At 76.1% G+C, this 12,762-nt stretch carries 16 protein-coding genes; 2 read left to right on the top strand and 14 right to left on the bottom strand.

Features of this window, described 5'->3' with window-relative positions; genetic code table 11:
* Window positions 1-110: 110 nt before the first annotated feature.
* On the bottom strand, window positions 111-1,415 hold the full coding sequence (locus HDA31_RS07380; RefSeq protein ID WP_246384041.1) for a low temperature requirement protein A: 1,305 nt from the start codon (window positions 1,413-1,415) through the stop codon (window positions 111-113).
* A 74-nt stretch (window positions 1,416-1,489) separates the two neighbouring features.
* Window positions 1,490-2,947, bottom strand: coding sequence for a MocR-like transcription factor YczR (gene yczR, locus HDA31_RS07375; protein ID WP_178065832.1), 1,458 nt, complete (start codon window positions 2,945-2,947; stop codon window positions 1,490-1,492).
* 58 nt (window positions 2,948-3,005) lie between these two features.
* On the opposite strand from yczR, the gene yczE reads away from it, so the two are divergent.
* Window positions 3,006-3,674 (top strand): membrane protein YczE, encoded by a 669-nt coding sequence (gene yczE / locus HDA31_RS07370; protein ID WP_178065833.1) that lies wholly within the window; start codon window positions 3,006-3,008, stop codon window positions 3,672-3,674.
* A gap of 85 nt (window positions 3,675-3,759) precedes the next feature.
* Complete coding sequence (locus tag HDA31_RS07365; protein ID WP_178065834.1) at window positions 3,760-4,221, top strand: hypothetical protein; 462 nt, start codon at window positions 3,760-3,762, stop codon at window positions 4,219-4,221.
* Window positions 4,222-4,341: 120 nt separating this feature from the next.
* Here the strand turns inward: HDA31_RS07365 and hisF are convergent, their stop codons facing one another.
* The 12 genes from hisF to hisD all read right to left on the bottom strand — a co-directional run bounded on the left by hisF (window position 4,342) and on the right by hisD (window position 12,744).
* Complete coding sequence (gene hisF / locus HDA31_RS07360; RefSeq protein WP_178065835.1) at window positions 4,342-5,109, bottom strand: imidazole glycerol phosphate synthase subunit HisF; 768 nt, start codon at window positions 5,107-5,109, stop codon at window positions 4,342-4,344.
* Between the two features lie 206 nt (window positions 5,110-5,315).
* Window positions 5,316-6,314 carry an NADP-dependent oxidoreductase gene (locus tag HDA31_RS07355; protein ID WP_178065836.1) on the bottom strand — a complete coding sequence of 333 codons (999 nt, stop codon included), beginning with the start codon at window positions 6,312-6,314 and terminating at the stop codon, window positions 5,316-5,318.
* A 95-nt stretch (window positions 6,315-6,409) separates the two neighbouring features.
* Window positions 6,410-6,841: an organic hydroperoxide resistance protein gene (locus tag HDA31_RS07350; RefSeq protein ID WP_178067676.1), complete on the bottom strand. Its 432-nt coding sequence runs from the start codon at window positions 6,839-6,841 to the stop codon at window positions 6,410-6,412.
* A 5-nt stretch (window positions 6,842-6,846) separates the two neighbouring features.
* Window positions 6,847-7,293 (bottom strand): MarR family winged helix-turn-helix transcriptional regulator, encoded by a 447-nt coding sequence (locus tag HDA31_RS07345; protein WP_043967344.1) that lies wholly within the window; start codon window positions 7,291-7,293, stop codon window positions 6,847-6,849.
* 123 nt (window positions 7,294-7,416) lie between these two features.
* Entirely contained in the window at window positions 7,417-7,806 is a 390-nt protein-coding gene (locus HDA31_RS07340) for a RidA family protein (RefSeq protein ID WP_074474436.1), read from the bottom strand.
* A complete protein-coding gene (gene priA, locus HDA31_RS07335) occupies window positions 7,803-8,528 on the bottom strand; it encodes a bifunctional 1-(5-phosphoribosyl)-5-((5-phosphoribosylamino)methylideneamino)imidazole-4-carboxamide isomerase/phosphoribosylanthranilate isomerase PriA (protein ID WP_178065837.1) in 726 nt (241 codons plus the stop codon). The genes HDA31_RS07340 and priA overlap by 4 nt, the downstream gene beginning before the upstream one ends.
* 32 nt (window positions 8,529-8,560) lie before the next feature.
* On the bottom strand, window positions 8,561-8,884 hold the full coding sequence (locus tag HDA31_RS07330; RefSeq protein WP_074474438.1) for a hypothetical protein: 324 nt from the start codon (window positions 8,882-8,884) through the stop codon (window positions 8,561-8,563).
* A 42-nt stretch (window positions 8,885-8,926) separates the two neighbouring features.
* Window positions 8,927-9,571: an imidazole glycerol phosphate synthase subunit HisH gene (gene hisH / locus HDA31_RS07325; protein WP_178065838.1), complete on the bottom strand. Its 645-nt coding sequence runs from the start codon at window positions 9,569-9,571 to the stop codon at window positions 8,927-8,929.
* Complete coding sequence (locus tag HDA31_RS07320) at window positions 9,571-9,741, bottom strand: CG2302 family histidine operon protein (protein ID WP_178065839.1); 171 nt, start codon at window positions 9,739-9,741, stop codon at window positions 9,571-9,573. The genes hisH and HDA31_RS07320 overlap by 1 nt, the downstream gene beginning before the upstream one ends.
* A gap of 2 nt (window positions 9,742-9,743) precedes the next feature.
* A complete protein-coding gene (gene hisB / locus HDA31_RS07315) occupies window positions 9,744-10,355 on the bottom strand; it encodes an imidazoleglycerol-phosphate dehydratase HisB (protein ID WP_074474440.1) in 612 nt (203 codons plus the stop codon).
* Window positions 10,355-11,425 carry a histidinol-phosphate transaminase gene (locus HDA31_RS07310; RefSeq protein ID WP_178065840.1) on the bottom strand — a complete coding sequence of 357 codons (1,071 nt, stop codon included), beginning with the start codon at window positions 11,423-11,425 and terminating at the stop codon, window positions 10,355-10,357. Before HDA31_RS07310 ends, hisB begins: the two co-directional genes overlap by 1 nt.
* Window positions 11,422-12,744 (bottom strand): histidinol dehydrogenase, encoded by a 1,323-nt coding sequence (gene hisD / locus HDA31_RS07305; RefSeq protein ID WP_178065841.1) that lies wholly within the window; start codon window positions 12,742-12,744, stop codon window positions 11,422-11,424. The genes HDA31_RS07310 and hisD overlap by 4 nt, the downstream gene beginning before the upstream one ends.
* Between the last annotated feature and the right edge of the window lie 18 nt (window positions 12,745-12,762).

Here is a 12,762-nt window from a genome sequence, read left to right as displayed (position 1 = left end):
GCACGGCCGCCGGTCGCCCGGCCGCTCCCTCGCCCGGCCGCCGGTCACTCCGTCGCCCCGTCGATCCGTCGCCTGGCCGCCCGGTCGGCACGCGACGGCAGCGGCCCGGCTCACAGGTGCCCGGCGCGCCACCGGCTCGCCTCGGCCTCGGCCTCGGCCTGCTCCGCCAGCGCCAACTGGCGGACCCGGTGCCGGCGACGTCCCTCCCCCCGGGTCTCCACCACCGTCAGCACCACGCAGACCGCCCCCAGCAGCAGCAGCGCGTGCAGGGCCCCGATCCGGGCGGCCACCGGCGACAGCCCGGCCAGCACCGCCACCGCGACCACCGGCGGCCAGCGCAGCACCCGCAGCGCCCGCACCCCGCAGGCGACGAGGCTGAGCAGGTAGAGGCCGACCCCGCCGTAGAGGACGAGGATCCAGAACGCCCCCAGCGGCTCGCCCCAGGCCGGCGAGGTCGGATCCGCCGCCTCGACGAGCAGGTCCTTGATCCCGAGGGCGAAGAAGATCACCCCGGCGATGATCGGCAGGTGCAGGTACGTGTACACGTCGCGGGCCAGCCGGGCCCGCGCGACCGGGTCGCGGGCCCGGTGCAGCGCCTGCTCGACGGCGAGCGCCAGGACGTCGAAGTACGCCCACCACAGCGTCGCGGCGATCGCGATGCCGCTCACCGCGGCCACCACCACCGGCCAGGTCAGCGGCAGCCCGGTGACGAACTTCGAGCCCAGCCCCAACGCGATGATCGACTCGCCGAGCGCGATCAGCACCATCAGGGCGTGCCGCTCCGCCCAGTGCCCCGCCGACACCACCACCCAGTACGCGCCGCCGAGGCTCGTCCCGGCCACGTACTCCAGGGTCAGCGCGGCGGCCCAGAGGGCCAGTTGCAGGGCCGTCGCCGTGCCGTCGTGGGCGATCCACGGCGGCACCAGCGCGGCCGCGACGAGCAGGGCCGCCGCGACCACCGGCAGCCCGGCGAGCCACGCCCAGCGGCGCAGCCGGACCGGGTCGCCCCGGGCCACCCAGCCGAGGACCGCGAGCTGCGCGGCGCGGACCAGGAAGTAGCAGCCCGCGAAGACCAGCGGGCCGTTCAGCCCGCCGGGCCGGTCCGTGAACGCGCCCGGCATGCTCAGGGCCAGCAGGAAGGTCGCGGCGACCGTCACGAAGCCGACCAGCGGCAGGATCCCCTGGTCGGCGCGGACGGCGTTGCCGAGCCCGGCGAAGCCCGTCCAGCACCACCACAGCAGCCCCAGCACGAGCAGGCAGCGGCACAGGTTGACGGGGCTCGGGTCGTGCACGGTCAGCGTGGTGACGTTGAGGAACGCGTACACGAAGACCAGGTCGTAGAAGAGCTCCAGCCGGGTGGTGCGCGAGCCGGGCGCGCCGGGTCGCACGCCGAGCGACCATCCCCCGCTGCGCACCCCCGCAGTCTCCCAACCCCGGGGCCCGGGCGGCCGGGTTCGGCCGGATCGGTGGACCGCGCGGGCGCGGGCGGTCAGGCGATGACGGCCGGCTCCTGCCAGCGCGGGCGGCCGGCGCGGTCCAGGTCGTAGCGGACCGCCGCGAGCCGCCCGACGGCCTCCGCGAGGTCCGCGGCGGGCAGCGTGAACGGCAGCCGCAGGAAGCGTTCGAGGGTGCCGTCCAGGCCGAACCGGGGACCGGGGGCCAGCCGTACGCCGACCTCCTCGGCGGCGCGGGCCAGCGCGCTGGAGATCGGCCCGTCCAGCTCCACCCAGAGCGTCACCCCGCCGCGCGGCGCGGTGACCCGCCAGTCGGGCAGGCGGCGCGCGAGCGCGTCGGTCAGGGCGTCGCGCTGGGCGGCGAGCTGGGTGCGGCGGGCGGCCACGATGGCCGGCGCGTCGGCGAGCAGGTGGACCGCGACGAGCTGGTCGAGCACCGGGCTGGCCATGTCCACCCCGACCCGGGCGGCGGCGAGCCGCTGCACCTGCGGGGCGGACGCGCGGACCCAGCCGATGCGCAGGCCGCCCCAGTAGGGCTTGCTCATCCCGCCGATGGAGATCACCCGGGAGTGCCGGTCGAACGTGGCGACGGGCGGGGGCAGCTCGGTGCCGTCCAGCGGCAGGTCCACGAACGACTCGTCGATCACCAGGTCGGTGCCGGCGGCGTGGCCCGCGGCGACCACCCGCTCGCGCAGCTCGGCCGGCATCAGGTGCCCGGTCGGGTTCTGGAAGTCGGGGATCAGGTAGGCCAGCTTCGGCCGCCCCTGGCGCAGGCTGCCCAGCAGCAGGTCGGCGTCCCAGCCGGCGGCGTCGGTGGCCAGGCCGTGCGTGGTGATCCGGGCCCGGCGGGCGGCGAGGGCGGCGAGGGCGTTCGGGTACGTCGGCGACTCGACCAGCACGTTGCCCCCGGGTGCCAGGGCCAGCCGCAGCACCAGGTCCAGCGCGTGCTGGGTGCCGCTGGTGACCATGATCTGGTCGGGCGAGGTGGGCAGGCCCCGCGCCGTGTAGCCGGCGGCGACCGCCTCGCGCAGCTCGATGACGCCGGTCGGGTGGTAGCCGGCCCCGCCCAGGTAGCGGGGCAGGTCCTCGGCGGCGGCCCGGGCGGCGGGCAGCAGCTCGGGCGGCGCGGCCAGCGCGGCCACCCCGAGGTCGATCATGTCGCGGTCGTCCAGCGGGGTCCACAGGCCGGTGCTGGCCACCCGGTGGGTGCCCGGGAGCATCGTCCAGCTGCCCGCCCCCCGGCGGCTGGCCAGGTGACCGCTCTCCCGCAACTGCCGGTACGCGGCGGTCACCGTGGTCCGGCTGATCCGCAGCGCCTCGGCCAGCTCCCGCTCGGCCGGCAGGCGCACCCCCAGGGGCAGCCGGCCGTCGGCGAGCAGCCCCCGGACGGCGCCGGCGAGCGCGGCGTAGTCCGGGCTGCGGCGGCGGCCGGGCAGCGCGTGCCACTGCCCGAGGAGCCGAGCCAATTGGGTCCCACGCACCTGGCTCGTCATGGCCACCCTCCCGATATTGGCTCTCCCCACCGCCGGATTGGCACCTAGGGTGGCATGCATGGTGGCAATTGGCAATCTGCGGCACCGGCCCGCCCGGCGGCTGGTCCAGCTCTACGCGGGGCTGACCCTCTACGGCGTCAGCATGGCGCTGATGATCCGCTCCGGCCTCGGCCTCGACCCGTGGGACGTCTTCCACCAGGGCGTCGCCCGGCGGACCGGGCTGTCGTTCGGCACCGTCACCATCGCCGTCGGCGCGCTCGTGCTGCTGCTGTGGATCCCGCTGCGGCAACGACCGGGCCTCGGCACGGTCAGCAACGTGCTGGTCATCGGGCTCGTGGTCGACGCCACCCTGGCCCTGCTGCCCGGCGACGCCCCGCTGGCGGCACGGGCGGCGCTGCTGGTCGTCGGGATCGTCGCCAACGGTGCCGCCACCGCCCTCTACCTGGGCGCGCGGCTCGGCCCCGGCCCCCGCGACGGCCTGATGACCGGCTACGTGGCGCGCCGCCCCGGCCGGTCGGTCCGGCTGGTCCGCACCGTCATCGAGGTCACCGTGCTGGCCCTCGGCTGGCTGCTCGGCGGCACCGTCGGCGTCGGCACCGTCGCGTACGCCCTCGCCATCGGGCCGCTGACCCAACTGTTCCTGCCCCCGTTCACCGTCGACGCGCACCCGGCGGGGGCGGGACCGGTCGAGGTGGGGGCCGCCGGGCCACGCCCCGCCGGACCGTGACCACGTCACCGCGCTGAGCTGCGGCGACGCCCGTACCGGAAAAACAGGTGTTTCCTCCGGGGGCGACGCACGGCATCATTCCTGCATGGGGGAGAGCGGATGGCGCTGGACCGATGCCTGGATCTTCGTTTCGCTGGTGATCGCCAACGGTGCCGGCCGGCACCGCAGGTCGGCGTCCACCCGACGCCCCGAGGGCGTCCGGCTCACTGACGTGCTCTCCACAGCCGACCACCTCAACCACGCCATCCCCGAGCGGCACGAGGTGGAGACCGCGGTCCGCCGGCTCGTCGGGGCCGGCCTGGTGAGCGTGACCGACGGCTGGTTCCGGCTCACCCCCGACGGCGAGCGGCTCTGGCGCTCCCGGCCGAGCGCCGGCCTGGCCACCGCCGTCGACACCGTGCAGGGCGTGCTGAGCCGCCGGCACGCCCCGGGCAGCGCCGAGTGGACCCTCCCCGAGGACGAGCACGCCGCCGCCGTGCAGGAATACGCCGTCCGCTCGATCCCGGCCCCGCGCCGCTCGCCGGAGGGCCACTCCGGGCGGCCCTGACGGGCGAGGGCGTGCCATCGGACGTCGACCGACCCGGCGGCCGCCACGGGGCCGCGCCACCACGTCGGCCCGGCACCGCACGACGGGCGGGACCGGATCGCCCGGCGCCGCCGGGGCGGGTCAGCGCACGGGGTGGCCCGAGCCGCGCAGGGCGTCCTTGACCTCGGCGACGGTGAGCTCGCCGAAGTGGAAGACGCTGGCGGCGAGCACCGCGTCGGCCCCGGCGGCGATGGCCGGCGGGAAGTGGGCCACCTCGCCCGCCCCGCCGCTGGCCACCACCGGCACGTCGACGACGGCGCGGACCGCGCCGATCAGCTCCAGGTCGAAGCCGGCCTTCGTGCCGTCGGCGTCCATCGAGTTGAGCAGGATCTCCCCCGCGCCCAGCTCGGCGCCGCGCCGCGCCCACTCGACGGCGTCGAGCCCGGTGCCCCGGCGGCCGCCGTGGGTGGTGACCTCGAAGCCGCTCGTGGTGGTGCCGGCCGGGGCGCGGCGCACGTCGAGGGAGAGCACCAGCACCTGCCGGCCGAATCGGTCGGCGATCTCGGCGATCAGCTCGGGCCGGGCGATGGCCGCGGTGTTCACCCCGACCTTGTCGGCCCCGGCCCGCAGCAGCGTGTCGACGTCGGCGACCTGCCGCACGCCGCCGCCCACGGTGAGCGGGATGAAGACCGACTCGGCGGTGCGCCGCACCACGTCGAGCATGGTGCCCCGGTCGCTGGAGGAGGCGGTCACGTCCAGGAAGGTCAGCTCGTCCGCGCCCGCCCGGTCGTACGCCGCCGCCAGCTCCACCGGGTCGCCGGCGTCGCGCAGGTCGAGGAAGTTGACCCCCTTGACCACCCGCCCGGCGTCCACGTCGAGACACGGGATCACCCGCACCGCCACCGTCATGCCGGGAAGCCTATCGCCCCGCCCGCCCCGGCGGCCGCCGACGTGAGGCCGACCACCGGCGACGGGCAGGCCCGGCTCCGCACCCGGCTCCACGACGCGGCTCCGCGACGCGGCTCCGCGACGCGGCTCCGCGACGCGGCTCCGGCTCCGGGGCGGGGTGAGAAGGGGACCCTTCTCTACCGGAAGCGTTAACAAGGGGCCCTTCCTTACAGGCGCACCAGCATCTTGCCGAGGTTCTCGCCGCGCAGCAGGCCGAGGAAGGCGTCCGGGGCGGCGGCGATGCCGTCGACGACCGTCTCGTCGTACGAGAGCCTGCCCTCGCGCAGCCAGCCGGCGACCTCCTGGACGAACTGGTCGCGCAGGTGGCCGTGGTCGCCGACGAGGAAGCCGCGCAGGGTGAGCCGCTTGCCGATGAGCTGCGCCAGGTTGCGCGGGGCGGCCGGCGGCTCGGTGGCGTTGTACTGGGCGATCATGCCGCAGATCGCGGCCCGCCCGTGCAGGCGCAGCGCGCCGATCGCGGCCTCCAGGTGCTCGCCGCCGACGTTGTCGAAGTACACGTCGATCCCCTTCGGGGCGGCGGCCCTGAGCTGGTCGGCGACGGGGCCGTCGTGGTAGTCGAACGCGGCGTCGAAGCCGAGCGCCCGCAGCCGCTCGACCTTGGCCGGCGAGCCGGCGCTGCCGACCACCAGGGCGGCGCCCTTCAGCTTGGCGATCTGGCCGACCATGCTGCCCACCGCCCCGGCCGCGCCGGAGACGAAGACGCTCTCCCCGGGCTGCATGGCGGCCACGTCGAGCAGGCCGGCGTACGCGGTCAGCCCGGTCATGCCGAGCACGCCCAGGTAGGCGCTCACCGGGGCGATCGTCGGGTCGACCCTGCGGGCTCCCCGGGCGTCGACCAGGGCGTACTCCCGCCAGCCGAGGCCGTGCAGGACGGTGTCGCCGGGGCCGATCCCGTTGCCCTCGCCGGCCACCACCTCGCCGACCGCGCCGCCGTCGAGCGGGGCGTCGAGGGCGAACGGCGGCACGTACGACTTGACGTCGTTCATCCGGCCCCGCATGTACGGGTCGACGGACATGAACTGGTTGCGGACCACGAGCTGCCCGGGACCCGGGGTGGGCACCTCGGTCTCGACGAGCCGGAAGTTGTCGGCGGTCGGCCACCCCTCGGGGCGGGAGGCGAGGTGGATCTCACGGTTGACGGTCACGGTGTCGGTCGTCCTCTCGGTCGCTGGTCGGGGCTGTGTCAGGCGGGGCGCGGCGCGCGGCGGCAGAAGGGTGCGCCGACGCCGCGCGCCACGGCTCAGGCGGCGAGGGCCTCGCGGACGGTGAGGGCGACCTCGACGTTGCCCCGGGTCGCGTTCGAGTAGGGGCAGACCTGGTGGGCCTGCTCGACGAGCTGCTCGGCGGCGGGCCGGGGGACGGCCGGCAGGTCCACCACGAGGGTGACGGCCAGGCCGAAGCCGCCGCTGCCGTTGGCGCCGATGCCCACCTCGGCGCCGACGACGGAGCCGGTGACGTCGGCCTTGGCCCGCCGCGCCACCAGGCGCAGCGCGGAGTGGAAGCAGGCGGCGTAGCCGGCGGCGAAGAGCTGCTCCGGGTTCGCCGCGCCGCCCGCGCCGCCCATCTCCTTCGGGACCGCGAGGTCGAGGTCGAAGGTGCCGTCGGAGGTGCGGACGTGGCCGTCGCGGCCGTCGCCGGTGGCCCGGGCGTTGGCGGTGTAGAGGACCTGCATGGCGATCACTTCTCCTTCTGTCGGTGGATCGTCTCGGTGACCCGGTTGAGGGTGTCGCGCAGCCCGATCAGCTCGGCCTCGGTGAGCCCGGTGGCCAGCGCCACCCGCAGCGGCACGCCGCACATCCGCTCGCGCAGCGCGCGGCCCGCGTCGGTGAGGCGCACCTCCACCCGCCGTTCGTCGGCCGCGGACCGCGACCGGACCAGCACCCCGGCGGCCTCCAGCCGCTTGAGCAGCGGGGAGAGCGTGCCGGAGTCCAGCCGCAGGGCGGCGCCCAGCTCGGAGACGGTGGGCGCGTCGTCGCCGCGCTCCCAGAGCACCAGCAGCACCAGGTACTGCGGGTAGGTGAGCCCGAACTCGTCGAGGATCGGCCGGTAGACGTCGGTGAGGGCGCGCGACGCGGCGTAGAGCGCGAAGCACACCTGCCGTCCCAGCACCAGATCGTCGGTCACGGGAAAAACATAGTGTGCAATTGAGTTGTGCACAACCTAATGGCCCGCACTGTGCCCCGGCTCACCGCCACCGGCCGACGCCCGCCCGCCCACCCGACGCCCGGGCGGGCGGGGCGCGCCGGGTCAGCGGTCGCCGAGGTACGCCTCCAGCTCCACCTCGACCAGGTGCTCGGGGTCGAGCAGGGCGGCCACCACGACCAGGGTCGCCGCCGGCCGGACCGCCCCGAACACCGCGTTGTGGGCCCGGCCCACCTCGTCGGCGTGCGCGCGGTCCGTCACGTACATCCGGGTGCGCACCACGTCGCCGGGCCCCGCGCCGACCTCGGCGAGGGCCGCCAGGCCGATCCGCAGCGCCTGCGCGGTCTGCGCGGCGGCGTCCCCCACGTGCACCACCCGGCCGTCGACGGTCGCCGTGCAGCCGGCCGTGACGGCCCGGTCGCCGGCCCGGACGACCCGGGAGTAGCCGTAGAGCGCCTCCCAGGGGCCGCCCGAGCCCAGCCGGGTGACCGTCACGCGGCGGCGAGCACGTCGAGGGCCTCTCGCACGGTGAACGCGCCCGCGTACAGCGCCTTGCCGGCGATCACGCCCTCCACGCCGACCGGCTCCAGGGTGGCCAGGGCGCGCAGGTCGTCCAGCGTCGAGACGCCGCCCGAGGCGATCACCGGGGCGTCGGTGCGGGAGCAGACCTCGCGCAGCAGGTCCAGGTTCGGCCCGCGCATCGTGCCGTCCTTGGTGATGTCGGTCACCACGTAGCGGGAGGCGCCCGCCTTGTCGAGCCGCTCCAGCACCTCGTAGAGGTCGCCGCCGTCGCGGGTCCAGCCCCGCGCCGCCAGGGTACGGCCGCGCACGTCCAGCCCGATGGCGACGCGGTCGCCGTACTCGCCGCAGATCCGGTCGCACCACTCGGGGTCCTCCAGCGCGGCGGTGCCGATGTTGACCCGCGCCGCGCCGGTGCCCAGGGCGGCCCGTAGCGACGCGTCGTCGCGGATCCCGCCGGACAGCTCCACCTGCACGTCCAGCCGGCCCACCACGTCGGCCAGCAGCGCGGCGTTGGAGCCCCGGCCGAACGCCGCGTCCAGGTCGACCAGGTGGATCCACTCCGCGCCGTCGCGCTGCCAGGCCAGCGCCGCCTCCAGGGGGTCGCCGTAGGCGGTCTCGCTGCCGGCGGCGCCCTGCACGAGCCGGACGGCCTGGCCGTCGGCGACGTCCACGGCGGGCAACAGGGTGAGGCTCAACGCTCTTCTCCTCGAAATCGATAACGTGCGCGTCAGGACCGGCGGCCCAGTGCGATCACCACGGCCGCCGGCAGCACCAGCAGCAACAACACGACAAGCACCACCCGCAGCGCCAGGTCGTCGACGAAACTCCAGATGGCGACCAGCGCCACGCCGGTCAGGCCGACGATCGCCGCCCGCTCGCCCCGGGAGTGCCGGGCCAGCCGGCCGCTGCGGCGGCGCGGCCAGCGGGGCGTCAGCCGGCGTACCACCGCGCGGCGGCGCTCCCGGCGCGCCACCCGGCGGCGGCGCACCGCCCGCTCCCGCTCCAACTGGGCCTCGCGGGCCTCCCGGCGGCGGGCCCGCTCCTTGCTCACGCCGCTCCCCCCGGCCCGGTGCCCCGGCCACGCGGGCCCCGCTCAGCCACCGGCGGGCACGGTGCCGAGCCAGTTGCGCAGCAGCGCCGCGCCGGTGTCGGCCGACTTCTCCGGGTGGAACTGGGCGGCCGAGAGCGCGCCCCGCTCCACCGCTGCCACGAAGTCCGCCTCGTGGTGGGCGGTGGTCACCGCCGCGCCCGACGCCGCCAGCGCGCCCGCGTCGACCACCCCGTAGGAGTGGACGAAGTAGAAGCGGCTGTCGGCGGGCAGGCCCGCGAAGAGCACCGACGACGCCGGGGGCCGCACCGTGTTCCAGCCCATGTGCGGCAGCCGGGCGGCGGGCAGCCGGGTCACCCCGCCCGGCAGCAGCCCGAGCCCCTTGGTGACCACGCCGTGCTCGTCGCCGTGCTCGAAGAGCACCTGCATGCCCACGCAGATGCCCAGCACCGGCAGGCCGGCGGCGACCCGCTCGGCGATGACCGGGCCCGCGCCGAGCGCCTCGATCCCGGCCATGCAGGCGGCGTACGCGCCCACGCCCGGCACCACCAGCCCGTCGGCCCCGGCGGCGGCGGCCAGGTCGGCGGTGACGGTGACGTCGGCGCCGGCCCGCGCCAGGGCCCGCTCGGCCGAACGCAGGTTGCCCGAGCCGTAGTCGAGCACCACGACCCGCTTGACCAGATCACCCATCAGCCCTCCCCGGGCAGCAGCCAGAGCACCCCGCCGGCCGTGGCCAGCACCGCCAGCACCGCGGTGACCACCACCGCGCCGCGCGTCGCGCCCTGGCGGTGCAGCGAGAATGCCCCGCCGACCAGCACCCCGGCGAGGATCAGCAGCAGGGTCGGCAGCACCCCGCCCACGGCTACAGCGCGCCCTTCGTGCTGGGGATCGCGCCGGCCGACCGGGGGTCGAGCGCCGTGGCCTCCCGCAGGGCGCGGGAGACCGCCTTGAACTGGGCCTCCACGACGTGGTGGGCGTCGGGGTGGCCGCCGGGGCGGGCCGCGCGCAGCACGTCCACGTGCAGGGTGATGCGGGCCGCCTGGCCGAAGGACTCCCAGATGTGCCGGGTCATGCTGGTCGGGTAGACCGGCCCGATGTACGGGGCCAGCGCCGGCTCGTCGTGCACCACGTACGGGCGGCCCGACAGGTCGACGGCGGCCCGGACGAGGACCTCGTCCATCGGGACGGTCGCCGAGCCGTACCGCCGGATGCCGGCCTTGTCGCCCAGCGCCTGGTCGAACGCGGCGCCCAGGGCGAGCGCCGTGTCCTCCATCGTGTGGTGGGCGTCGATCTCCAGGTCGCCGACGGTGCGCACGGTCAGGTCGAAGCCGCCGTGCCGGGCGATCTGGTGCAGCATGTGGTCGTAGAAGCCGACGCCGGTGCCGATCTCGGCCCGGCCGGCGCCGTCGAGGTCGATCTCGACGAGCACCTTGGTCTCCTTGGTGATCCGCTCGACCCGGGCGGTGCGGCTCATCACAAACTCTCCATCGCGGTGAGGAAGGCGTCGGTCTCGGCGGGGGTGCCGGCGGTGACCCGCAGCCAGCCGGGCAGCCCGACGTCGCGCACGAGCACCCCCTGCTCCAGCAGCGCGCGCCAGGCCACCGCCTGGTCGCCGCCGACCCGGAACAGGACGAAGTTGGCGTCGCTGTCGGCGACCCGCAGGCCGCGGGCGCGCAGCCCGGCGACGATCCGGTCCCGCTGCCCCATGATCGCCTCGACCGTGGCCAGCAGGGCGTCGCGGTGCGCCAGCGCCGCGCGGGCGGCGGCCTGGGTGAGCGCCGACAGGTGGTAGGGCAGCCGCACGAGCTGCACCGCCGCCACCACCGCCGGGTCGGCCGCGAGATAGCCCAGCCGGCCGCCGGCGAAGCCGAACGCCTTGCTCATCGTGCGGGTCACCACCAGCCTCGGGTGGCCGGGCAGCACCGCGAGGGCGCTGACCGTGCCGGGGCGGGCGAACTCGGCGTACGCCTCGTCGACCACCACCATGCCGGGCGCGGCGTCGAGCACGGCGGCGACCACCGCCGGGTCCAGCGCCGTGCCCGTCGGGTTGTTCGGCGAGCAGAGGAACACCACGTCGGGGCGGTGCGCGCGGACCTGGGCCACCGCCTCGTCGGCGGTCAGCCCGAAGTCGACTCCGCGCTCCGCCGGCACCCACCGGGTGCCGGTGCCGAGCGCCAGCAGCGGGTGCATCGAGTACGCCGGCGTGAAGCCGAGCGCCGTGCGCCCCGGCCCGCCGAACGCCTGGAGGAGCTGCTGCTGGATCTCGTTGGAGCCGTTGGCCGCCCAGACCTGCCCGGCGGTGAGCCCGTGCCCGAGGTAGGCCGCCAGGTCGGCGCGCAGCGCCACGGCGTCGCGGTCGGGGTAGCGGTTGAGGTCGCGCAGCTCGGCGGTGAGGGCCTTGCCGATCGCGTCGACCACCGCCTCGGGCACCGGGTAGGAGTTCTCGTTGGTGTTCAGCCGCACCGGCACGTCGAGCTGCGGGGCGCCGTAGGGGGTCAGGCCCCGCAGGTCGTCGCGGATCGGCAGCTCGTCGAGGGTCGTCACCGGCCCTCCCCCGGGAAGCGGACGGCGACCGCCTGGCCGTGGGCCGGCAGGTCCTCGACGCCGGCCAGGGTCACCACGTGCGGGGCCACCTCGCGCAGCGCGTCGTGGGTGTATTCCACCAGGTGGATGCCGCGCAGGAAGGACTGCACGGACAGGCCGGAGGAGTGCCGGGCGCAGCCGCCGGTGGGCAGCACGTGGTTGGAGCCGGCGCAGTAGTCGCCGAGCGACACCGGCGACCACGCGCCGACGAAGATCGCCCCGGCGTTGCGGACCCGCAGCGCCCACTCGCGGGCGTTCTCGGTCTGGATCTCCAGGTGCTCGGCGGCGTACGCGTCGACCACCCGCAGGCCCGCCTCCAGGTCGTCGACCAGCACCACGCCGCTCTGCTCGCCGGTCAGCGCGGTGGTGACCCGGTCGGCGTGCTTGGTCGCCGGCACCTGCCGGGCCAGCTCGGCCTCGACGGCGTCGGCCAGCGCGACCGAGCAGGTGACCAGCACGCTGGCCGCGAGGGGGTCGTGCTCGGCCTGGCTGACCAGGTCGGCGGCGACGTGCGCCGGGTCGGCGGTGTCGTCGGCGAGGATCGCGATCTCGGTGGGGCCGGCCTCGGCGTCGATGCCGACCACGCCGCGCAGCAGCCGCTTCGCGGCGGTGACCCAGATGTTGCCCGGGCCGGTGATCATGTCGACGGGGTCGCAGCGCTGCGCGCCGTCGGGGTCGACCGTCGCGCCGTAGGCCAGCATCGCCACCGCCTGCGCGCCGCCGACGGCGTAGACCTCGTCGACGCCGAGCAGCGCGCAGGCCGCGAGGACCCGGGCGTCGGGCAGGCCGCCGTTCTCCTGCTGCGGCGGGCTGGCCACGACCAGCGACCGGACGCCGGCCGCCTGGGCGGGGACCACGTTCATCACCACGGTCGACGGGTACATCGCCAGGCCGCCGGGGACGTAGAGGCCGACCCGGTCGACGGGGACCCAGCGCTCGGTGACGGTGCCGCCGGGCACCACCTGGGTGGTGTGGTCGACGCGGCGCTGGTCGGCGTGGACCCTGCGGGCCCGGCTGATCGACTCCAGCAGGGCGGCGCGGACCTGGGGGTCGAGCGTCCCCTCGGCCTCGGCGATCGCCTCGGCCGGCACCCGCAGCCGCTCCGGCGAGACCCCGTCGAAGCGCTCGCTCGCCTCGCGGATCGCCGGGTACCCATGCTCGCGGACCGCCTCCACGAGGGGGCGGATCCGCTCGACCGCCACGGAGACGTCGAGCTGGGCACGGGGCAGCAGGCGGCGGGGGTCACGGACGCCGCCGCGCAGGTCGATCCGATTCAACACGCCTGCGAGTCTAGGCGG

This window comes from Micromonospora carbonacea (assembly GCF_014205165.1).
In the GTDB taxonomy this organism is placed as follows: Bacteria; Actinomycetota; Actinomycetes; order Mycobacteriales; family Micromonosporaceae; genus Micromonospora; species Micromonospora carbonacea.
Note: the sequence above shows the minus strand (reverse complement) of the source record. Positions and strands in the feature narration are given on the sequence as shown.